The sequence below is a fragment of the Streptomyces sp. R33 genome, assembly GCF_041200175.1.
In the GTDB taxonomy this organism is placed as follows: domain Bacteria; phylum Actinomycetota; class Actinomycetes; order Streptomycetales; family Streptomycetaceae; genus Streptomyces; species Streptomyces katrae_B.
Genome location: NZ_CP165727.1, coordinates 287579 through 308648, shown reverse-complemented (window position 1 = coordinate 308648; position 21070 = coordinate 287579). Strand labels below are relative to the sequence as shown.

The window sequence follows — 21070 nt, the reverse complement described above, 5'->3', positions numbered from 1 at the left end:
GCTGATCATCGTGGGGCACAGGCCCGATCTGAAAATGCAATTCCGGCTCCCCATCCGCCCCAGGATTACGCGAACAGCTCAACGAGGCGCCCAGGGAGAAGAACCCGACCACAGCAGGTCGGCGCGGCCCTGGTGAATCAAGCCGAGCAACTCTGAGGCCTCCCCCGAGCGCCCGGTGGGGAATTTCAGGGCTGCGGCGGAGATTTCGTGACCGTCAGTTCTAAACATCCCGTGGAGCCCTCGATGTCCGTTCCCCAGCATGGTGCCCGTGGGGGAAGAACAGCGGATCTGGGACTTGGTGTGGCCTGACGTTGACGGGGTTGTCGTGGACGGTGTGGAGGTGGTTGAGGACGCCGTCAGGATCGATGTGCATGCCGGGCAGCGGGCCACGGTGTGTCCGGCCTGCGGTATGGAGGCCTCTCGGGTGCACAGTACGTACAGACGGCGGTTGGCGGACCGCCCGATCGGGGGCCGGCGCGTGGTTCTCCGGCTGATGGTCCGCCGGTTCTTCTGTGACAACTCCGCCTGCAAGCGGCGGACCGTCGCGGAGCAGGTGGAACACCTGACGACGCCGTATCGGCGCCGCACCCCGGCAGTGGCCCGGATGGTGCAGGCGATCGGGCTGGCCGTCGGTGGCCGGGCCGGCGCCCGGCTCGCCAACTACCTGCCACTGCGTGCGAGCCGGGACGTGATCCTTCGGGAAGTCCGGCGGCTCCCGGACCCGCCGTCCGGCCAGGTCACGGTGCTGGGGATCGACGAGTTCGCGTTCCGCAGGGGCGCCACCTACGGCACCGTCCTCATCTGAGCGCGGCTACCGTGGCAGCCGCGTTGTGGTCACCAAGTACGTCGCGACCCTCCGCGCCGGCACCGCCGTCCTCGAACCGACGCAGCCGATTCCCAGCCCCCGTCGAATCACCACTTGGATCATGCGGCGCCCGGAGAGCCTGAGCGACAGCCAGCGTGACCAGCTTGACCGCATTCTGGATGCCTGCCCCGACCTGGCCAGCGCCCGCGACCTCGCCCACGAGTTCAGCAGGATCGCCCGCGAACGCCGAGGCCAGGACTTCATCCACTGGATGACACGGGCTCTCGACGAGGGGCCACAGCCGGTCCAGGACTTCGCCGCCTCCCTCCAAAACGACTGGGAAGCCGTCGTCAACGGCCTCACGCTGCCCTGGAGCTCCGGCGCCGTCGAAGGTCAGGTCACACGCATCAAGCTCATCAAACGCCGGTCCTACGGACGAGCGTCCTTCGGCCTTTTGCGAACTCTCGTCCTCGCTCAACCGCCATGACCATCTGCCATATTGAAGTCGGCTGTCACTCAGACGATGACGAAGGCCGGCAGACGCTCGTTCTCTAGTGCACCACGGGGAAGGGAAAGCCCGAACCGGGTTTCTATGATCGCCAGGGTGTGACGGTCCCGGTCCTGGTAGGACTCGTCCTCCGGTCGTGCGTACTCGCCGTCGGAGTGCAACACACCAGCCGCTACCAGCTCAGGTAGCAGGAGGTCCGGCTGGTCACCCCACCGCCAGACCTCTTCTCCGATTCCAAAGCTGCTGACGTTCACACCGTCTCTTGCGTAGGAGAACATCGCCGGTGGATGGTCCACGGACGGGTCGAGGTGAACCGCCTCCACTCCGTTCCGGGAAATGCCGGCCAGTCGTCCTGCACCGTCGCCGAGCCCGTACTCAACGGCGAAGGACCACCCACCGTGCGCACCGACGCGCACCACGTCATCGTCGTCCGTCGCCAGGTCGAGAACCATGTTCCATGCCTCAGCGTCCGTGATCGGCGAAACGATGGATCCGCGTGCGCCCCCCATGCGCAACCCCAGCTCCTCCGGCGAGATGCCGCGTGCAAAGACCACGCTGTGCTGCCAGTCATCCTGCTCTATAAGCCACTGAACGCCGCCACGCATGACGCCTACCCTCCCCACAGGCACGTGCTGTGCTTCCGCATCACCCTAGCCGGGGGGAGTGACAGGCCCACATTCACAGGAGGCTGATCTGGTGATCAGCCTCGACCATCACGAAATATCCGCCACAGCCAATCGTCAAGGCCCGCAGTGCCGCCGCGCATGGACTCCCGGCCCAGATCACCGAGACGCTCTGCCCTCCTAGGCTGGCGGGAGCGATGGCCGACAGGGTGATGCCGTCGGCGGTGAGGTTGTTGGACGCGGTGGTGATGAGGCAGAAGGTGGCGTGTCCCTTGATGAGGACCCGGGCGGCCGCGGCCGCCGGGGCGGCGGTGGTGCCCCTGGCGTCCGCCACGCTGCCAGAGCCGTTGCCCCGGTTTACTGGTGGGCGATGGCCACGTGCTGGATGGTGATCTTCTACTTGGGGGCGCCGTCGCCTTCGCCGTTGGCGTTGTCGGATCCGTCGTCTGCGACCTGTTCCAGCAGGTCGATGCCGCTGGTGATCTTCCCGAAGACGCGGACGCCACCGTCGACGTCGTCCACCGGTGCTTCCCGTCATCACCGACTACGCCCTGCGCCGCGGTTACTCCCCGGCCAACGTCCCGCGCGGCTGGCCGACTCCGGACGACCGGCGGGCGGCGGCATCGATGGACGAGCTGTACGGGGTCTGGGACCGGATTCGGGCGTGGCGGCGTCCGGCCGTGCTGCTCGTGCTAGTTGCGGGAGCAGCCCTCGGCAGCGCCGAATGGGTCATCGAGGCGTACCTCCGTCACGGCGGTCTCCCCGCCCGGCTCAGCCGTGCGGGCGAGATCCAGGGGCACCTCGGATGGCACCTCGCATTTGACGACCATGTACGGGCGCTGCAGGGGCGGACCCTGTGCCGCCCCTGCAATGTGCCGTTGCGGGAACCGCTCGCCGCTGCGTGGTGGTTCGTTCTGCCGCTGCTCACCGCGGGCGGCGTCGTGGCCGCGGCCCGGGCACGCAAGACGGCCCTCGTCCTCGTGCCCACCGTGGTCGGACTGGCCCTGGCAGCGCCATACCTGCTCCTGGTCGGTTACGCGGCACCGCGCTTCCTGCTGCCCGCTCCACGTGGGCGGTTGCGGTCCGGAGAGCGACTCGAGGGGTGGTCAGCGATGCAGGGGCAGACCGAGCGGGGGCACGCATTGCGAGCCAGCCTGCTCCGCAGGGGCGACAAGCGCATACTCAATCATCGTCGCGAGGCATCGCTCGTGGCCGGTCGGGAAAGGTTGATGGGGGACATGAGGGAAGCGAACGAGCCGATGATGCCGGAGGCGGTGGACAGCCCCGCGCCGCGGGCCCAGCCGACCGGCGCCTTGGCGCAGTGGCTGCTGCGCCACCGCGTGCAGCCGGTGGGGCCGGCAGCAGGCGAGGCGCACGCCGAGCCGCACGCGTGGTGGAAGGTGATGTGCCTGACTGGAGTGGACTACTTCTCCAGCCTCGCGTACGTGCCCGCGATCGCCGCTCTGGCAGCCGGGGCGGTCTCGCCGCTGGCGACGCTGCTGATCGTGGCGCTGACCCTGCTGGGGATGCTGCCGATGTACCGGCGGGTGGCGAAGGAGAGCCCGCACGGCGCCGGTTCGGTGGCAATGCTGGAGGACCTGCTGCCGTTTTGGTGGGGGAAGCTGTTCGTGCTCGTCCTCCTCGGCTTCGTGGCCACCTCGTGGATCATCACGATCACCCTGTCCACCGCAGACGCCTCGGTGCACGTGGTGGAGAACCCGTTCTTCCCCGCGGCGCTGCACGGTCACGAAGTCGCCCTCACAGTGGCGCTGCTGCTGGTGCTTGGCGGGGTGTTCCTGCTTGGCTTCAGCGAAGCGGTCAGCGTGGCCATCCCCCTGGTCGCCATCTTCCTCGCGCTGAACGCGGTCGTTATCGGCATCGGCCTGGTCCACGTGTTCACCACCCCCGGCGCCTGGTCGGCGTGGACCGACGCCCTCGCATCGGGGGGAGGCGGCTTTGGCGACCTGATGGGCCCGGCACTGCTTGCCTTCCCCCTGCTGGTCCTGGGCCTGTCGGGCTTCGAGACCGGCGTGAGCATGATGCCGCTCGTCGCCGCCGAGGGCGCCGATGCCGAACAGCGGCTGCGCTCCCGGATCCGCAACACCCGAAGGCTGCTGACCACCGCCGCGCTCATCATGAGCGTCTACCTGCTCTCCGCGAGCTTCGTCACCACCCTCCTCATCCCGCACGAGGAGTTCGCACCGGGCGGCGCCGCCAACGGCCGTGCCCTGGCGTGGCTCGCCCACGAGCACGTCGGAGAGACCTTCGGCACCGTCTACGACATCAGCACCATCCTCATCCTCTGGTTCGCCGGAGCCTCCGCCATGGCAGGCCTGGTCAACATCGTCCCCCGCTACCTGCCCGACTACGGCATGGCCCCCGAGTGGGGACGCGCTGTCCGCCCCGTCGTGATCGTCTACACCGCCCTGTGCATCCTGATCACGATCGCCTTCGACGCCGACGTCGACGAACAGGCCGGCGCCTACGCCACCGGGATCCTGGCCATGATGGTCTCCGGAGCCTTCGCCGTCACCGTCTCCGTCGCGCGCCACCGCCGGCGCGCGGCCACCGTCGGCTTCGCCCTGCTCACCGCGGTCCTGCTCTACGCCCTGGTCGCCAACGTCATCGACAAGCCCGACGGCCTCGTCATCTCCGGGTTCTTCATCGCCGGGATCATCATCGTGTCGCTGATCTCCCGCGTCTCACGCACCACCGAACTGCGCGCCGACCGCATCGTCTTCGACCACGACGCCCGCCGGTTCATCGACGACACCCTCGCCCACGACAACGCCATCAACATCATTGCCAACCGCCGCCAGGCCGGCGACGTCGAGGAGTACAGCGCCAAGGAACGTGAACAGCGCGGCGTCAACCCGGTGCCCGGCTCTGCCGACGTGCTGTTCCTCGAAATCGACGTGATCGACCCCTCGGACTTCAGTGACACCCTCACCGTCCACGGCGTCGAGGTCGACGGCCACCGGATCCTGCGCGCCGACGCTCCGGCCGCACCGAACGCCATCGCAGCCATCCTGCTGGCCCTGCGCAATGCCACCGACGTCCAGCCGCACTGCTACTTCGCCTGGGCCGAAGGAAGCCCGCTGGTCCACATGGTCCGCTATTTCCTCCTCGGCCGCGGCGACACCGCACCGGTCACCCGCGAGATCATCCGCAGCCACGAACCCGACCCCGCCCGCCGCCCCGGCATCCACGTCGGCGGCTGACCGCTGCAGCCCGCAACCAGTAACTTCCGCGAGGGAAGACGGAAAGGCAGGCCAGAACATGACGTCAACGCCGGAACGCCCCATGCGGATCAAGATCATCACCCTTGTGCTCTGCGGGGCCGCCATGGTCGCTGCGGGCGCAGTCTTCGAATGGTGGTGGCTGCTCGGAATCGGCGTGTGGGCCCTGATCGTGGCGTTCCTGGCGGAGATGATCTATCGCCCGTAGGTCGGTGCGGGCGGTCGACCGGATGCTGCCGCAACCCGGTCAGGTGTGGATCCCGCTGTTGAGGCGGTTGCGGCTGCCGACGTGCTTCTCGGTGAACCAGTGATCGCCGGCTTGTGAGGCGAGGGTCGCCGCTGGCGGTGGCGGGAACTGCTCGGACGGCGCCGGCTGCCTGGTGTACTGCCCGCATGGCAGATCCAGGGCGGCACTTTCGGGCGGGGATCAGCGCCCAGTCCGCGGGCGCGGAACGGTTGTGTCTGCACCGGCTGGTGATGCCGACCGGGACGCGGGGGCGTCCTCACCTTCACGAGGGGCACGAGTCGGCCATTTTCATCCAGTCCGGGCAGGTCGAGGTCTGGCACGGCCCAGACCTGGCCGAACACGTCGTCGTGCGGGCAGGGGACTACATCCACATCCCCGCCGACACCCCGCACATGCCGGTCAACACCGGGGACCAGGACTTGGTGTGCCTGGTCGCGCGTACGGACCCCGAAGAACAGGAAGGGGTCCGGCTGCTGGATCTTCCGTCCTGGCTGGAGGGCCGCCTGGGCCCCCTGCCGGTCGGGGCCGGCTGAGGCCGGCAGTCGCGGCCGTCCACCGCCAACCGTCCCGCGCGGGAGCACCCGTGCACCAGGGTGGAGGCCGGCTCCCGCAAGTGCCTTGACCAGGACGTCACCGCCGGCGCCTGAGCGTCCTCACGCTCCTCCACCCCGTGCGTAGGAGGCGCAGCCGCCTCTTCTTGCCGGGGCGGGGTCGGCGGGAGGGCACTTGCCGTCTCGACGCTGCGTGAGGATCGATGCCAGGGCATCAGGAGGACCCTCACTGCCGCCGTAGTGGGCCGCCCTGGCGTCGGTGTCCCCCCTGCGGCGCACGCCGAAGCGGCTCATTCCGGCGCTGCTCATCGTTCGGGTTCTGCTACCAGTGATGAGCGGCTTGCCGTGTTCTGCCGTGGGGCGGCGCTGGACGAAGGCGTCGAGGCCTCGGAGTCACGGAAGTTGAGTTCGGTTGAGATCGGCAACAAGCTCGCCGGGGCTGTCGGACTGGGTGATCGCTGTATGCAGGACCCAGCCGGCGCACCCCCTTGGCGCACCCGGAGAAGCTGTACCGCTGGTCCTACCGACGCCAATTGCATCGGATGCGACAGGCCGCGGGCCTTTCGGGGTGCATCCGGCGAGGGCCGCCGGGCCCGGTCGTTCAGCGGCCGAAGGCTCATCGGTACGCGCCGGGTGTCGTGCCCAGCATGGTCCGGAAGCGGCGTCGCAGGTTGAGGGCGGAGGACAGGCCGACCCGGATGGCGATGGCCTCGGCGGGCAGCTGCGTCTGTTCCAGCAGGGCCCGGGCGGCGGCAAGGCGCTGGGCGAGCAGCCATTTGGCGGGGCTGTGGCCGAGCTGTTCGGCGAAGCGCCGGGCGAGTGTGCGGGCCGACACTCCCGCCTGTTCGGCGAGGCGGCCCACGGTCTGAGACCAGATTCGCGCTCGACGAGGTGCAGGCCGGCCTACATGGCCTGACGGCCTTCGTCCGCCGTCTCGATGGGCTCGGCATCGCGTGGGACGTTACAGTCGCGCCATTCCCGTACATCGGCTGAATGGATCATGCCTCGCCCCCTGCGGCGCGACGACGGCGATACAACGACCCCGGCACATTCACACGCCGGGGTCGCCCTTCCGGACGCCACACGTGAGAGTGCGACGACCTATTTACTAGGATATGCCCCTGGCGGCGATCCGGCAGTTAGGACTTTGTCCCGCCGATACGGGCCGGTCGATCGACATGGATTCAGCGCACCTCGATCAAGACCCGACGTGCCTACCGAAGGCCCTCTCGCGCGCGATGTGGCTGAGCTGTTTGAGAGCGTCGTCGCGGGTCATCACAGTCTTCTCGATCGGCATCTGGGCCAAGGAGGCTCGCATACCCGCAGACGGTGCCGCCATCGAGTTCCTCCTGCATGATTCGGTGATCAGGATACGAGGACCCGTTTCCGCAGGAGGGAGAAGCCCGCGCGACCGAACATCTGGCGCTTGATCATCTTGATGCGATTGACATGGCCTTCGACGACGCCCGCTCGTAGTACCTCCGGGCATGGCGTTCACTTGCATTCCAATGCAACGAAATGAGACCCTCTCGTTGCGTTAATTTCAACTCCATTGCAACAATCTTGCGCAGTTGACCTGCGGAAACGCAATTCATGCCGCAGTGAACGTGTTTAGAAATGCAGAAAAGCAACGTAGCTTTTCCTTCATCGGAAACGTCGAGCCGAAGGAAAGCGGTGTTTTCGCCGGTGAGGCGGCGGGCCATGAGGTCGGTCATGGCGAGGTGGATCACGGCTTCGGAGCGGGAGGGGAGAGGCTCGTAGTCGCGGGCCAGGCGGCGGTGGAGCATGAGCCAGCCGTAGGTCCGCTCGACGGCCCACCGCTTCCGGATTGGAGTGAAGCCCCTGGTCCCGGGCTTACGAGCGGTGATCTCCATGTCGATGCCGAGGGTGGCGGCATGTTCGACGAGGTGCTGGCGGTTGCCACCGTCGACCCACACCTTCCGGACGAGGGGGTGCTCGGCGGCGACCTGGTCCAGGAGCCGGGTTCCGGCGACGGAGTCCTGGACGCTCGCCGCGGTGACCAGCGCGGCGAGGAGGAGGCCGAGCGTGTCGGTGACGATGCTCCGCTTGCGGCCGACGATCTTCTAGCCAGCGTCAATGCCCTGGCCGGAGGCGTGCACGCTGGTGGAGGTCTTCACGCTCTGCGCGTCGATTACGCAGGCCGACGGCTCGCCGTCACGTCCCCCGTCTCCCGCAGCAGTTGCCTGAGCAGACCGTTGAGCTGGGCGAACACTCGCGTGCCTCGGCCGTGGCCAGGGCCGCCTCAGTGCGGCTGAGATCGCCGCGCAGGTAGGTCACCAGAGTCCGCAGCCGAGGCAGGTCGGGCGGCAGGACGGACACGCTCAGCTCCCGTACTGCGCCTGCCGCGCCGCCTTGCGCGACGCGCACAAGGGCGAGGCCCCGACCCCGTAACGGCATGTCGGAGCGTGGCTTCTCTGCACTTCTCGTATAACCATCACCGGACACACGACCGGTCCCGCTGCCAGAACGATCAGCAGCAGACAGCACGGTACCGGGGACGGCCCCTTGAGGGGTGGCTGGGCTGCTATTTGCGGAGCCACTCGGCGCACGTCATCGGCGTGATACCACCTCTTGCCGGCGGACCCTGTAGTGGTCATCCAGCTCTCCGCGAGTACCGACGCCCGGCCACAAAGTGCTCACCTGGCGCACCGTCAGCCAGTCCCCCTCGTCCGCCATATTCCGCCCTTACCCCCAGCAGCCGGTGACACGACATCATGAACTGTCCCATAGCCAGGCCTAGTTCGCCCCCCCATCGCTCCTCGGGGTTCCGACGCGGCGATCCGCTTCCCCGGCCCGAACGCCTGGCGCGAGCGGGTGTGGCCCTCGTCATCGAGAACGGGCGGTCAGGGTCTGACCGCCGCCCTACCCCGAATCACGGCGCCGGGGCGTGAGCACCGTAAGTGGGGCGGGATGGGCGGTGACGCGTCCGGAGGCCGCGAGGAGCGCGGCGAGGAGCAGAGGCAGGGAGCAACGGCGCATCCCGTCACCGTGCCGCAGCCGGCCCCCAGAGCGCGCCTGACGGCCCCGCCGCGCCCCTCGGATGGATTACGACGAGGCGGGTGTTCGCGTCGATGACGACCTGATGGGCGGTGGAGTACCGGTGGTTCTTGGACTGCTCGGCGATGGTGTGGTCGCGGGTGGGGACCAGCGTGCCGTCCACGATGAGCACGGTGTCCTTGGTGAACCGTTTGCGGGGCTGAAGCGCGAGCATCGGCCCGAGATGGTCGATGATGCGGTCCGCCGCCGACTTCGATACCCCGAACAGCGGAGCAAGCTGCCGCATCGTCAGGTTCGTGCGCCGGTAGGCCGCGACCAGCAAGGCCCGGTCCTCGAGCCGCAGGCTCCACGGCCGGCCCTTGCGGACCGCGTCCGCACCCTCACGCCGCAAAACCGTCACCAGCTTCCCGAAGGCACGCGGGCTCAGCCCGGTGAACGGGGCTATCCAGAACGGCTCAGACGCCGTGATCACACCAGCCACACCAAGATCATCTCACCCGTGACCAGCAGTTACGGGACAGCCCTTAGTCGACGACCGAAACCCGCCGAAGCAGCGGCGCACCACCACGCCCGGGGCCGGCGACCGCCCCCGAAGCGCCCTCAACTCCTCGCCAAGCGGCCGAAGTCGGCGACCAGTCGGGCGAACCGCAGGCCGTGTGTCATCGGAAGGTAGTGGCCGGCGCCGGGGACGAGCACCAGGGTGGCCCGCGGGTTGGCGGCGGTGAACTGCCGCTCGTGGCGCCGGAAGTGGTCGTGCCGTCCGTTCACCAGCCACACCGGCCCCGGGTAGCGGGCCAGGTCGCCGAGCGGGTCGAGGTCGCGGGCGGCGGCCAGCACGTCGGGGACGACCTCGGTGGCGAGCCCGGCGGCGACGGCCGGACCGGCGACCTGCGGTGGCAGCACGCGCCGCAGGATCCGCGCGCCGAGCGCCTCCCCGCCGTCCGCGAGTGCGGACATCGCGCGGTGGCCCAGCCGGAACGGCAGTCGCAGTGCCGCGTCGGGCCGCGAGGTGCAGCCGGCGGCGAGGACCCCGGCGAAGCGTTCGGGGTGGCGTCCGGCGGCGGCGAGGGCGACGAAGCCGCCGAGGGAGACGCCGACGAGCAAGGCCCGACCGCCCAGCCGGTCGGCGGCCTCGACCACCGCCCCCGCAGCGCCGTCCAGGGTGAACCGCTCGCCGCGGCGGCGGCCGTGGCCCGGTAGGTCCGGGGCCAGCGCCGGGCGGCCGGGCCCGAGGAGGTCGAGCTGCTCGGTCCACATCGCCCCGGACAGCCGGATCCCGTGCACGAACACGACCGGCAGCTCGTCCGTCGTCGCCGTCATCCCCTACCTCCTAGTCAAAATGCAACGCACCGTTGCTTTCTCGGAGCGTAGACGGGGCGGCACCAGAACACAACGCTCTGTTGCATTAGCATGGGCGGGTGCCCAGCCGCCTCCACCAGCCGCGCCGCGCGCGGGAGATCTACACCGCGACCCTCGACCTGCTGCGCGAACAGGGTTACGACCGCCTCGCGATCGAGACCGTCGCCGCCCGAGCCGGCGTCAACAAGACCACCATCTACCGCTGGTGGCCCTCCAAGGACGCGCTGCTCGCCGCCGCCCTGGTCAACGCGGAGGAACTCGACCTGCCCGTCCCCGACACCGGCAGCCTGCGCGGCGACCTGCTCGCCCTCGCCGCCCACATCGCCGGGCTGCTCACCCGGCCGGACACCGCCCGGCTGGTGCCCGCCCTGCTCGGCGCAGCCCCCGAGCGGCCCGAGACCGCCCGCGCCGCGGCCGCGTTCTTCGCCGACCGCCTGGCCCGGGAGACCGTCGTCTTCGACCGGGCCCGACGGCGCGGCGAACTCGCCGACGGCGTCGAGCCCGCCACCGTGATGAACCTGCTGGGGGGCGCGCTCTGGTTCCACCTGCTCCTGCGCGGCGCCCCCGCGACCGCGCCCGACCTCGCCACCCTCGTCGACACCCTCCTGCACGGAATCAGCCCCACCGAGTGAGCCCCCGCCGGGCGGGGAACCGGAACCTCCGCCGTCGCAGCTGGCGGCTGCCTCCTGGCGCGCCCTGATGACCACCAGTCAGCTGACCCTGTTCACCCCCAACGACGCCTTCCCCGAGCCCGAGCACTGTCCACCAGGACGTACTCCACCCCGCCCACGCGCTGGCCCCCGCTCGTGTAAGCCGTGGAGCCGGCCATGGCTGCGAGCTGCTCCTGAGTGATCACCGTTGCTCCTCGTCTGTCCTGCCGCGCTCCCTTTCCCTGGTCGGCTACCCCGTAGCGGGCCTGCGAAAAGGCCTTGACGGGTCCGCACGCCGGTTCACGGCTCAGGGGTGGCCAGCCCCGTCTTCCAGGCCCATGCCGCGATGCCGACACGGTTCGCGGTCTTCAGCTTGGTCTGGATGTTGGCGATGTGGGTCTTCGCGGTTCCCGGCGAGATGAAGAGCTCGGCGGCTATCCGGGCATTGGTGTGGCCGCGGGCGATGAGGCGGACGATCTGGCGCTCGCGGTCGGTCAGCGGATCCGCCGCGCGTGCCTCCGCCGGCGGGGAGGCGGTGGCCGGGAGTGACGGGGCCGTGGTGAGCTGGCGCAGGAGGCGGACGGTGATCTGCGGGCTGATCAGCGCGTCACCGGCCATGGCCGCCCGGACGCCCTCGATCAGCAGGTTGGGCCCGGAGCGTTTGAGGAGGAAACCACTGGCGCCGTGGTGGAGGGCGGTGTGCACGTACTCGTCCAGGTCGAAGGTGGTCACGACGATGACCCGGGTGGGATGCGGGGCGTCAGGGCCGGCGAGGCGGCGGGTGAGCTCAAGGCCGTCGAGCCGCGGCATGCGGATGTCGGCCAGGACGACGTCCGGCCGCAGGCTCCGGGCCAGCTCCAGGGCCGTGGCTCCGTCGGCGGCCTCGCCGACCACGGTCATGTCGGGCTGTGAGTCCAGGACGAGACGGAAGCCGCTGCGGACGTCGTCCTGGTCGTCGGCCAGCAGGATGCGGATGGGGGCGTGGTTCACGACGGGGTCTCCGCCGCCACGAGGTCGCCTGTCGGCTCCGACGCCTGGGACTCCGACGCCAGGGGCAGCACGGCGACGAGCCGCCAACCGCCCTCGCCGCAGCGCCCGTACGTCAGCGTGCCGCCCGTGGCCCGTACGCGCTCGCGCATACCGCTCAGGCCGCGTCCGCCGTGGCCGTCCCCCGGCCGCCGCATGCTCGTACGCGGGCCGGACCGCTCTGCGTGCCGCCCGCTGCCGCCGTCGTCGCACACCTCGACCTGGAGCGCGGGCGCGCCGTCGAGGGTACGGGCGGGGGTGAGGGACACCTCGACCCGCGAGGCGCCGGGGGCGTGGCGGCGGACGTTGGTGAGGGCTTCGACGACCACCCGGTAGGCCGTCGAACCGGCGGTCCGCGAGAGCCCGTCCGTGGCTCCGGGCGCCACGTGAAGGTGCGCCACCGGGGCCGCGCCCGCGGAGGAGAACTGCGCGACGAGAGCGGGCAGCCCGTCCACCCCGGGCAGCGGCTCGACACCGCTGGCGCCCGGCGGCCGGGCATCACCGCAGTCCGCTTCGTGGAGTGTCTTCACCATCCGGTCCATCGACGCCAGCGCGCTGAGCCCGGCCGCCTCGATGCGCTCCAGCGCCGACAGCGCCTGGCCGGGATCCGCCTGCGCCACGAAACGTGCCGCCTGCGCCTGCGCCACGATCCCGCTGACGTCGTGAGCGACGAAGTCGTGGAGGTCACGGGCGAGTTCGAGTCGCTGGGAGCGACGGGTCTCGACGACCAGGCGCTGCCGCCGGTGCTCCATCAGCCGCGGATAGCCCCCGATGACAACCGCACCCAGTACGGGCAGGGACCAGAACGCCGCCGCGCCGGCCAGCGAGAGCAGCGTGGGCTCCGGAAGCAGGGGCAGGGTCCACGCCGCCACCGCCGCACCCGCCGGTACGACTGCCCCCACCGCCTGCCGCAAGGGGACCCAGCGGGCCGCGACGACGAGAAGCACCAGCAGGAGGACCACTTCCACCAGTCGCGCCCATGACGCGTCGGGTTCCGTGGGCGGGGTCGCGACGGCGGTGGTGGCCAGGGACAGGACTCCGGCGAACGCGAGGGGCGGGGCGAGGCGTTCGCGCGAGTGGGGCCAGCCGGCCAGGACCCACAGCAACGTCGTGGCGGTCGCGATCGCCGACGTGGCCCCGTAGGGCCCCGACAGGCCGCCGTGCACGACGGCGATGGCCCCGAGCGCCGTACACCCCGTCACAACGGCGGCCGCGGTCAGGATGACGTCTCGGTGCCCGAAGTCCTTGATCTTCCCCACGTCTTGATCCTACGGGTGGGGTGCAGGGCCGGTCCCTCTGCCGAACGGCAGAGGGACCGGCCCTGCCGGGGCGGGAGATCCGCTGATCGGCAGATGGTCCGCCCGCCGCCACCGCGGCGAGGGTGGAACCCGTCACCGAAACCACGGCCGCCGTCGGGCGGTCGCCGATCAAGGAGCCCTGTATGCCCGCCCTCCTCTCCACCCCGCGCCGCCGGATCGCCGCCGGGGCGGTCGCCGCCGCGACGGTTTTCGCCGCGCTGAGCGGACCGTCCTCCTTCGCCTCGGCCACGGATGCGGCCTCCGCATCCGGCTCCGCACCGGCATCCGCGTCCGCGAACAAGCCGGGCGGCCCGGCCAAGGTCAGCGGGCAGGGACGGATCTTCTACACCTACGCGCCCGACGACGACATCGTTTCACGGTGGATGCGACCGCGGCGCCCTTCAGCCGCCCCGTCGACACGTTGCCGAAGGGCATGCCCACCGACGCCCGGGGCACGGTCACCATCTCCCACTGGGTGGCCGAGACGAACGAGACCCGGACGGCGGAGGCGGCCGTGGACTGCCTGGTCACGGGCGGCGATACGGCGACGCTCACCGCTGTGATCACCAAGTCGGTCGACCCCGAAGAGATCGGCACCCGTTACGGGTTCAGCGTCAAGAGCGGAGGCCCGGGCCGCGGCCGGTTCTCCTTCGGCTGGGGCGTCGGCAATCTCGACGTCGTCGACGGCAAGCCCGTCATGCCCAGGGTCGGCACCTGCATGGCCCCTGCCCCCTTCGCACCGGTCACCGAAGGAGGCTTCAAGGTCACGCACGCGGACCTGCCCGCACTGCCGGCCGGATGGCAGCCCGGCGCGGGCCGGTGACAGCACGGAAAGACGGTCCGGAAAACGGCACGGAACAGACAGCAGAGGCAGAGGATCACAGACGTCATGGCACTTCCGACGACGACCCGCCCCCCGTCCACGAGACCGGACCGGCCGGTGGTCTCCCGTCCGATCCGGTGGGCAGCGCACGCTGCCGCCCTGAGCCTGGTGCCTTCGGGCCTGTGGCGGTGCGCGGTGGCCCTCGGCATGCCCTCCGGATTCGGCGAGGGAAATGAGCTGCACGAGGGCAACTTCCCGGGGTGGACGTCCCTCTACCTGATCGCGCTGAGCGTGTTCGCCGAATGCCTGGGACTGCTCACCCTGGGCCTCATCCGGCCGTGGGGCGAGAGAGTGCCCCGCTGGATACCGGTTCTCGGGGGCCGGCGGATCCCCGCCCTGGCAGCGGTGGTCCCGGCCTCGGGGGGAGCGGCGGTGCTCACCGCGATCACGACCCTGGCGGCGTGTGGCGGGTGGAACGAGGAGATGCGTGCCGCCGATGCACCCAAGGGCGCGTCCGCCTGGCTGATGACCGCCTGCTACCTCCCGCTGCTGGCCTGGGGCCCGCTCCTGGCCGTGGTCACGATCGCCTACTACCGCCGTCGGCGCAGGGAGGAAGACTGACGGCGGCGTACGGGCCGGTGCCGACCCCAGCGAGGGGGACGGCACCGGCCCGCGGTCGGGGGGACCTCAGCCGGTACCGCCGGCCTCGCCGTGCAGCCGCTCCCAGGCCGCCGTGAACATCTCGTGCAGCGGTGCGGTCGGCAGGATCCGCCCGAACGGGGAGCGGATCCGGTTGCTCCACAGCGGCCGCACCAGGTGCGTCGCCAGCTTCGCGGTTTCCAAGGGCAGGTGCGGGGCCTTCAGCTCGGTCCAGTCCCCGGGCAGAAACACGGTACGGCCCGCCCGTGCCCGCTTGGCCTCCACCACGGCGCCCGTGCCCAGGAGTTCCGTCCGGACCTCCGCGTGCCGCGCTGTGGGAACGTTTCGTTCTTCCGTAGATCCAGCTCGATCTCCGCGGTCTCCAGCACCTCAGCCAACCGAGCGGCTTCCTCCCGCAGGCCCTCCACCCGCACTCGGGCTGCCGCCTCCCGCTCCTCCAACATTCCCAGCACCGACGCCGCCGCGCACCCCTCGGCCATGAAGCGGATACAAGACGCCGCATGCCTCCCTCACCCCGAGCGAAATCACGCCTCACATGGAGAATCAAGAGATCAAGTTCGGTTGAGATACGGCTTCTGGGGCAAGCGGCAAAGTAGGTACGGCTACTCATGTGCGACTTGTGAGTGTCGCCTACCTTCGCGAGGTGACTACGAATTCGACGGGGCAGTCGCACACGTTCGGCCGGGGACTGTCCTGCTGCTTGCTGTTCACTGTTCTGCCTGTCGTCTGGCTCCTTGCCGCTTCAGTCCTGCCGGAACGGGTCTCTTGGTTCCCGTTCTGGGTGGGGGCCGTGATCTGGAACGGAACGGATGGTCAAGGCGGGATCAGCCACTTGTTCAACTGACAGCAGCAGGGCCGGGTGCCGTGGACGCGAGGGGGCCAAGGGACTCGATGACGACCCTGAGGGGTTGAATGACAGGCTGACCGGCTCGGGAACGGCCTTCTTCGGCGGCCGGCACCAGGCCCCGGCGTACGCAACAGGCGGTCCGCGTCCTCGGTCCGCTGCGAAGCTGGGGCTGCTCGCGCGTGGTCGGCGCGGGGATGCGAGAAGGGGGGGGAGGGCTTTGGTGGGGGCAGCTGGTGTCAGCGTCGGGCGTCAACTCTCGGCCGCGCATGTCACGCGGGATGCCGAACGCTGTGCTTCTGATGCCGGGCGGTGGCTGGCCGTGGCTATGGTCGGTTCAGTCCGCGTCGACAGGGCGTGCGCGGGCGAGGCCCGGTGACCAGAGCGCTCTGGCGGCAGTAACACCGGGCCGCCCAACCACCCAACGGACCAAGATCCGGCGTACGAACGGAGCTGGCGACGAGGCTGCCCGGCGTGCTCCCTCTCAGCAGCGACAGTCAACTGGCCGGCTACATCGACTCCGTGATCGATCTGCTCCTGCACGACGCCCCCACCCGCCGCCCCTAGCGCTGCGACCGCGCACCTTTGCCGGGTTGCCTTACCGGCGGAAGTGGGCGTGGTGTTCGTGCAGGAAGGCGTCGAGGGTGCGGGGCGGGCGGCCGAGGATGTCGTTGACGGTGCTGGCGGGGGTTTCGGGTCGGGCAATGGCGAGTTGCTGGATCTCCGTCACGTGGTCGGCGAGCCAGGTGGGCATGTGGGCGTTGTGGACGAGGTCGTCGCGCAGTTCGTCCGGGGTGAGGTTGATGTAGTCGACCTGATTGCCGGTCAGGGTGGTCAGTCGTGAGGCCAGTCCGGGGTACGAGACGGCTTCGGGTCCGGTCAGGGTGTAGGTGCCGCGGGCGATGTCGGGCCCGGTGAGGGCGGCGGCAGCGACGTCGCCGATGTCGCGGGCGTCGATGTAGTTGCAGGGCGCGTCGCCCGTCGTGCCGAGGATGACGCCCTGGGCGACGGTGGGGGCCAGGCGCAGGAGGTTCTGCATGAAGGCGTAGGGGCGCAGGATGGTGTGGGCGAGGCCGCTGGCGCGCAGGTGTTCCTCGACGGCGTGGTGTCCGCGGGAGATGGCGACCGGGGAGTCGGGTTCGGCGGCGGGTGCGGAGATCTTGACGATGTGTCCGATGCCGGTGTGGGCGGCGATGTCGATGACGCGGGTTTCGAGTTCGACCTGTGCGGGGCTGTTGGCCATGGCGAGGAAGAGCCGGTCGGCGCCCTTGAAGGCGGTGCGCAGGGAGTGGGGGTCGGTGGCGTCGGCGTACTGAACCTCGACGGACGGTTGGTGTGCGCCGGTCATGCCGGGGATCGGCCTGTGCGGGGTACGGGTCAGTGCGCGGACGGGTGCGCCGAGTGCGCGGAGGCTGTGGAGCAGGGCGTTCCCGGTCGCTCCGGTCGCTCCCATGACAACGATCATCGTGTGCTCATTCCTTTTCCTTGATGACTTCCCGGCGGCGGGTGCTGCCGGCGTGGCTCGGTCGGGCTTGGGTTCGTGGGGGCGGGTGGGCCCGGTGCCGGGGTGGGCTATGCCGGGGATGCTGTGGTGGTGCTGCGCCAGCGCAGGGTGACGATGGTGGTGGCGAGGGCTGCGGAGACGGGCAGGTCGATGCGTAGGCGCTCCAGCCACGGGGTGGCGGGTACAGGGGTGTGGGCGGGCAGCCATTGGGCGGTGAACCATCCCAGCAGGGCCGCCGCGCCGGTGGCGGTGATGACGAGTGCGGCGGTCAGGGCGACGCGCGGCGTGGTGGTGGTCCACCGTCGGGGCTGCCCGCCGTGCCGCAGCCAGGTGCCGACGAGGAAGGCCACCACGGCGGAGGTGCCGGCGAGGGAGGTGCAGGCGGCCACGGCCAGGTCCTGCTGCCCGGTGACGACTCCGGCGGTACCGGCCATCAGCGCGGGGGCGGCGTAGGCGGTCAGTACCTCGCGCCACAGGGTGAACGGCCGGGATGGCCGGGAGGCTGCGTGGTTTCGGCTGGTTCTGTCCTTCGTTGCGGGCATGCTGGCCTCTTTCTCGTTCGTGTGAGGGAAGCGAAGGTGCGCGGCGGGGGCGGCAGGCCTGCACCGCCCCAATATAATTAGGTGGCTAACTATTACCTCGTAAAAAGAGGCCCTACCCGGAGGGCGGCGCCAAATCAGTAGAGAGTCGGATCAGTCGGCGGCCAGAGCCGCACTGCCCCGCACGACGCGGGCGAGCAGATCCAGGAACACTGCACGCTCCTCGACGGAAAGCCCGCCCACCATCGCCTCGAGCCGCCCGAAATGCTCGGACGCCATGTCGCGCAAACGCTGCGCCCCGCGTGCGGTCAGGATGGCCACCGTGCCCCGGCCGTCCTCCGTGGACGGGCGGCGGGCGATCAGGCCCTCGCGCTCAAGGCCGTCCAGTAGGCCGGTGACCGTGGCCCTGGAGACATTGAGGTCGGCTGCAAGGTGCGAGGGGGATTTCTCCCCGCCGTGGTCTTCGAGGTCGGCGAGCAGGCGGTAGCGACCCGTCGACAGGCCGAACCTGGCGAAATGCGACTCGGCCGCCCGGCCAACCCTCGCGCCCGCCGAAATCAGCCGCACCGCGACCAGCACCGCCTGCGGATCGACCTCCAGGCCGTAGTGCTCGACCTGCCGCCGGGCCTGGTCCAGCGTGGGCGCCTCGCCGTCGATGCCGTCCCTCGTCATGCAAGTAATATGGCGGCTAATCACTGGGCCTGTCAAGGCACCCCCGTCTTCGGGCGGGGCAGGCAATCTGGGGGGAGGGGACGCTGCACGGTCAGCGACTGTTTGGACGGGAACAGCAGGCCGAGCGCTGTTTCGTCGATCTGGGGTGGAACGGCTTCGGATGTATGGGCCGTCTCCTGGACGGTGGAGTGACCTGGCTGGAAGTCATGCGCCCGCATTGCAGCATGCCCATGGATGCGCTGTTCATCGAGCCGCGGCGTCGGTGGTCGGCATCCGCCCATCTTCGGTGAGCTGTGGGGAAGCGGAGCCTCTGCTCCATCCGTTCGTGTGTGCCCGGTCGGCGTGTCGGGATGGATGGTCCTGGTCGTGGACAGCCGCATGGTGCGGGGGATTCGCGCTGGGGGTGTGGGTTTCCGATCGGATTTCTGTCGGCGAGGTCATGCCGGCGGCGGGTGTCACAGGGCGGTACTCATGCAGGTCGCGTGCTGTCATGAAACCGAGAGATCGCAGTTTCGCTGTGCGTCCGTAGGATCGGTGGTGTGAGGGAACAGCAGGTGGGCGCGTATGCGGGTGGTCCGCTCGGGGAGTTGGTCGGTGCGTGGCTTTCCTTTGACGAGGGGCTTCGCTCGGGGAGTGGCTTCGACGTGGAGGCGTATGAGCGGCTGCGGCGGGTTCTGCGCGGGTGTGCGGTGGCGTGGGCGGGTTGTGACGCCGTGCCGCGGGAGGGGGTGAACGTCCTCGTTGACGTGTTTCCTGCCACCGAGGCCAACGCCCGGCTGTACGAGGGGGAGGTGGCTGACCAGGTCATGGAAGCGGCCTACGAGCTCCACGCCCTGGTGGTGCCTGCGTCGCGTTGCGGGATCCGAACGGCCGGCGGTAGTGGGAAGCCGGGTGATCGTGCGTCGTCGGCTGCTGCACCTGGTCGGCTCCGGGTCTGGTCGCTGCTACGCGGCGCTTGATTGTCCATGGGGCCGCAGGTAGCTGCCGTCGGCCCACGCCTACGAGATGCGCCAGTGCCGCGTCCGCAGCCGCTCCAGCAGCGTCCAGCCGGCCTCGCGGTCGGTGACGGATGCGGCGGTGACCGTCACGGCCAGCAGAAGCCCGAGGGTGTCCACGACGATGTGCCTCTTGCGGCCGTTCACCTTCTTCCCGCCGTCGAACCCCCGGCTGGCAACCGGCACCGACGCGGCCCCTTTCACCGACTGCGCGTCGATGCTCCCGGCGGTCGACTCCGGATCACGGCCCGACGCTTCGCGGACCCGGCCGCGCAGCCGGTCGTGGAACTCGGCGACCAGGCCCTTGTCCCGCCAGCGCCGGAAGAAGGCGTAGACGCGGTCCCATGCGGGGAAGTCCGGCAGGGCGCCGCTCTCCAGGCAATGCCGCCCGCAACCAGGTAGCGCACCGCGTCGACCAGCTGCCGGTGGCAGTAGCTCTCCGGCTGCCCGCCCCTTCCCTCAAGCCAGGCGGGCACGGGCATCGCGTCGCGTACGACTGCCCACTCCGTGTCGGTCATGTCCGAGGGGTACCTCGGACGCCTGTGCGGCCGGTCCCCGGCGTGCCCGAACCGGTGAGCGAGGCAATCACACGACAGGGGCGCGGAGTTGGATGGCAATGTCACGGAGACGGAAGACTGCGGCACCAGGGGGCCTCCTGTTGCTCGACTGGATTCGACACCCACGAGCTGTACGGGAGGCCCCACTTTCATGCCCTGCCGACCAGGAGATCGCCCAACCGAGTCGGCAGACTCGAACTCACGATCACCAAGATCGATAGGGCAACCGCGCGCACTCAGCGCACGAAGTTCGTTACTGTGCCGTGGTTGTCGGGAGAGGTCAGGCCCCAGAGGATCAGTCCCACGATGATTGCCAGCAGGATCAGTCCCGGCACGTTCTCGGGCCCCCAACCGACGGGCTGCCGAACCGGTGGGGCGGGTGTGGCGTCGTCGCGTGCAGCGTCGGAGTCGGCGCGCTGCCAGGGCGCGACATCGGCCTCACCCCGGGCGATCCGCGCGGCCACGTGGCGTACGTCAGCCGCGTGGTAGGTCGGCTCGCAGGCCAGGTCCGGAGAGGGCGCAGCCGAGGTACGTACGCTGTTGGCCCGCGCCACGGCTGTGATGCTGATCGGCCTGATCTGCGGCCAGATCTCCCGGACTTCGGCCTTCGTCAGCCAGCCTTCCCCATCCTGATGCTCCCGCTCGTCCGCTGCCCCCATTCGAATTCCGCCCCCTCGCTCGCCGATCACCCTCGGCTTGATACCCAGACCGCCGAAAGATCACCCGGCTGGCAGTCACTCGAACTCACGCCCACCGTGATCGGCATGGCAACGGCTTCTCACAAGGAGGCAGGGGTCGCCCTGCTTCCCGTCGTCCGGCCTCAGGTCGACTGGCGGGCTCGTCACAGGACAGGACAGGACCTGATCGGGGAGACATACGACGACGTCGCCGTCGTCGTCGTGCGCTGGTTCCGCGATAGCGACGGTGACCTCACAGGCGTCTTGGTAGACGCCGGCGGGCGGCTCGAAGGCGGCGGCGTGATCTGGTTCTTGGCCCCGAAGACCGGGGACCGTGCCCAGCGACATCACGAGGGCCGCGCAGAGCTCCGGCCTCTGCGAGACCAAGAACGAGAACGTGGGCGACTGGCTCGGCGTCCGCCTGGTCGCTCCCTGACGGTAGCAGTCAGTCTCCTTCACTCCTGTCGTCGACTTC

The 21070-nt window shown here is 69.8% G+C and carries 22 protein-coding genes and 4 pseudogenes; 10 read left to right on the top strand and 16 right to left on the bottom strand.

Annotated features, from left to right (window positions below):
• Window positions 1-259: 259 nt before the first annotated feature.
• Both AB5J51_RS01655 and AB5J51_RS01650 read left to right on the top strand, forming a co-directional pair.
• Entirely contained in the window at window positions 260-805 is a 546-nt protein-coding gene (locus AB5J51_RS01655; RefSeq protein WP_369776492.1) for a transposase family protein, read from the top strand.
• Window positions 806-830: 25 nt separating this feature from the next.
• Window positions 831-1292 (top strand): transposase, encoded by a 462-nt coding sequence (locus AB5J51_RS01650; protein ID WP_369776491.1) that lies wholly within the window; start codon window positions 831-833, stop codon window positions 1290-1292.
• Window positions 1293-1321: 29 nt separating this feature from the next.
• Here AB5J51_RS01650 and AB5J51_RS01645 read toward each other — a convergent pair whose 3' ends face one another.
• The 3 genes from AB5J51_RS01645 to AB5J51_RS01635 form a co-directional block, all read right to left on the bottom strand.
• Window positions 1322-1918: a DUF6461 domain-containing protein gene (locus tag AB5J51_RS01645; RefSeq protein WP_369776490.1), complete on the bottom strand. Its 597-nt coding sequence runs from the start codon at window positions 1916-1918 to the stop codon at window positions 1322-1324.
• Window positions 1919-1991: 73 nt separating this feature from the next.
• Entirely contained in the window at window positions 1992-2270 is a 279-nt protein-coding gene (locus AB5J51_RS01640) for a hypothetical protein (protein WP_369776489.1), read from the bottom strand.
• 62 nt (window positions 2271-2332) lie between these two features.
• Window positions 2333-2458, bottom strand: a complete 126-nt coding sequence (locus AB5J51_RS01635) for a hypothetical protein (RefSeq protein ID WP_369776487.1) — start codon at window positions 2456-2458, stop codon at window positions 2333-2335.
• A gap of 737 nt (window positions 2459-3195) precedes the next feature.
• Here AB5J51_RS01635 and AB5J51_RS01630 point away from each other — a divergent pair.
• The 3 genes from AB5J51_RS01630 (at window position 3196) to AB5J51_RS01620 (ending at window position 5955) form a co-directional block, all read left to right on the top strand.
• Window positions 3196-5157 (top strand): amino acid transporter, encoded by a 1962-nt coding sequence (locus tag AB5J51_RS01630; protein WP_369780194.1) that lies wholly within the window; start codon window positions 3196-3198, stop codon window positions 5155-5157.
• Between the two features lie 58 nt (window positions 5158-5215).
• Complete coding sequence (locus AB5J51_RS01625; protein WP_159047295.1) at window positions 5216-5383, top strand: hypothetical protein; 168 nt, start codon at window positions 5216-5218, stop codon at window positions 5381-5383.
• Window positions 5384-5568: 185 nt separating this feature from the next.
• Window positions 5569-5955 (top strand): cupin domain-containing protein, encoded by a 387-nt coding sequence (locus tag AB5J51_RS01620; protein WP_369776486.1) that lies wholly within the window; start codon window positions 5569-5571, stop codon window positions 5953-5955.
• A 634-nt stretch (window positions 5956-6589) separates the two neighbouring features.
• Here AB5J51_RS01620 and AB5J51_RS01615 read toward each other — a convergent pair.
• The 4 genes and pseudogenes from AB5J51_RS01615 to AB5J51_RS01600 all read right to left on the bottom strand — a co-directional run.
• A pseudogene (locus tag AB5J51_RS01615) lies at window positions 6590-6913 on the bottom strand (helix-turn-helix domain-containing protein); the annotation flags it as partial.
• A gap of 733 nt (window positions 6914-7646) precedes the next feature.
• Window positions 7647-8206: pseudogene (locus tag AB5J51_RS01610) on the bottom strand (transposase); the annotation flags it as partial.
• An 810-nt stretch (window positions 8207-9016) separates the two neighbouring features.
• A pseudogene (locus AB5J51_RS01605) lies at window positions 9017-9472 on the bottom strand (transposase family protein); the annotation flags it as partial.
• 119 nt (window positions 9473-9591) lie between these two features.
• Window positions 9592-10311, bottom strand: a complete 720-nt coding sequence (locus AB5J51_RS01600; RefSeq protein ID WP_136226922.1) for an alpha/beta fold hydrolase — start codon at window positions 10309-10311, stop codon at window positions 9592-9594.
• A gap of 98 nt (window positions 10312-10409) precedes the next feature.
• Here AB5J51_RS01600 and AB5J51_RS01595 point away from each other — a divergent pair, with 98 nt between their 5' ends.
• Window positions 10410-10982, top strand: a complete 573-nt coding sequence (locus tag AB5J51_RS01595; protein ID WP_369776485.1) for a TetR/AcrR family transcriptional regulator — start codon at window positions 10410-10412, stop codon at window positions 10980-10982.
• A gap of 318 nt (window positions 10983-11300) precedes the next feature.
• On the opposite strand, the gene AB5J51_RS01590 is transcribed toward AB5J51_RS01595, so the two are convergent.
• Together AB5J51_RS01590 and AB5J51_RS01585 are read right to left on the bottom strand one after the other, a co-directional pair.
• Window positions 11301-11990, bottom strand: coding sequence for a response regulator (locus AB5J51_RS01590; protein ID WP_369776484.1), 690 nt, complete (start codon window positions 11988-11990; stop codon window positions 11301-11303).
• On the bottom strand, window positions 11987-13285 hold the full coding sequence (locus tag AB5J51_RS01585) for a sensor histidine kinase (protein ID WP_369776483.1): 1299 nt from the start codon (window positions 13283-13285) through the stop codon (window positions 11987-11989). Before AB5J51_RS01585 ends, AB5J51_RS01590 begins: the two co-directional genes overlap by 4 nt.
• A gap of 418 nt (window positions 13286-13703) precedes the next feature.
• On the opposite strand from AB5J51_RS01585, the gene AB5J51_RS01580 reads away from it, so the two are divergent.
• Entirely contained in the window at window positions 13704-14147 is a 444-nt protein-coding gene (locus tag AB5J51_RS01580) for a hypothetical protein (RefSeq protein WP_369776482.1), read from the top strand.
• Window positions 14148-14213: 66 nt separating this feature from the next.
• Window positions 14214-14768, top strand: coding sequence for a hypothetical protein (locus AB5J51_RS01575; RefSeq protein WP_121014497.1), 555 nt, complete (start codon window positions 14214-14216; stop codon window positions 14766-14768).
• Between the two features lie 66 nt (window positions 14769-14834).
• Here the strand turns inward: AB5J51_RS01575 and AB5J51_RS01570 are convergent, their stop codons facing one another.
• From AB5J51_RS01570 to AB5J51_RS01555, 4 genes are all read right to left on the bottom strand, one after another.
• Complete coding sequence (locus AB5J51_RS01570) at window positions 14835-15038, bottom strand: hypothetical protein (RefSeq protein ID WP_369776481.1); 204 nt, start codon at window positions 15036-15038, stop codon at window positions 14835-14837.
• 1211 nt (window positions 15039-16249) lie between these two features.
• Window positions 16250-17116 carry an NmrA family NAD(P)-binding protein gene (locus tag AB5J51_RS01565; protein WP_369776480.1) on the bottom strand — a complete coding sequence of 289 codons (867 nt, stop codon included), beginning with the start codon at window positions 17114-17116 and terminating at the stop codon, window positions 16250-16252.
• A gap of 107 nt (window positions 17117-17223) precedes the next feature.
• Complete coding sequence (locus tag AB5J51_RS01560; RefSeq protein WP_369776479.1) at window positions 17224-17697, bottom strand: hypothetical protein; 474 nt, start codon at window positions 17695-17697, stop codon at window positions 17224-17226.
• 150 nt (window positions 17698-17847) lie between these two features.
• Window positions 17848-18366 carry a MarR family winged helix-turn-helix transcriptional regulator gene (locus AB5J51_RS01555; protein WP_369776478.1) on the bottom strand — a complete coding sequence of 173 codons (519 nt, stop codon included), beginning with the start codon at window positions 18364-18366 and terminating at the stop codon, window positions 17848-17850.
• A 539-nt stretch (window positions 18367-18905) separates the two neighbouring features.
• On the opposite strand from AB5J51_RS01555, the gene AB5J51_RS01550 reads away from it, so the two are divergent.
• On the top strand, window positions 18906-19325 hold the full coding sequence (locus tag AB5J51_RS01550; RefSeq protein WP_369776477.1) for a hypothetical protein: 420 nt from the start codon (window positions 18906-18908) through the stop codon (window positions 19323-19325).
• A 39-nt stretch (window positions 19326-19364) separates the two neighbouring features.
• Here AB5J51_RS01550 and AB5J51_RS01545 read toward each other — a convergent pair whose 3' ends face one another.
• The 3 genes from AB5J51_RS01545 to AB5J51_RS01535 all read right to left on the bottom strand — a co-directional run bounded on the left by AB5J51_RS01545 (window position 19365) and on the right by AB5J51_RS01535 (window position 20607).
• Window positions 19365-19547 carry a transposase gene (locus AB5J51_RS01545; protein WP_369776476.1) on the bottom strand — a complete coding sequence of 61 codons (183 nt, stop codon included), beginning with the start codon at window positions 19545-19547 and terminating at the stop codon, window positions 19365-19367.
• A gap of 14 nt (window positions 19548-19561) precedes the next feature.
• Window positions 19562-19843, bottom strand: coding sequence for a hypothetical protein (locus tag AB5J51_RS01540; protein ID WP_369780193.1), 282 nt, complete (start codon window positions 19841-19843; stop codon window positions 19562-19564).
• A 311-nt stretch (window positions 19844-20154) separates the two neighbouring features.
• Entirely contained in the window at window positions 20155-20607 is a 453-nt protein-coding gene (locus AB5J51_RS01535; protein ID WP_369780416.1) for a hypothetical protein, read from the bottom strand.
• Here AB5J51_RS01535 and AB5J51_RS01530 point away from each other — a divergent pair.
• Window positions 20551-21031, top strand: a pseudogene (locus AB5J51_RS01530) (DUF3052 family protein). The gene AB5J51_RS01535 and the pseudogene AB5J51_RS01530 sit on opposite strands and share 57 nt — an antisense overlap.
• The last annotated feature ends 39 nt before the right edge of the window (window positions 21032-21070 follow it).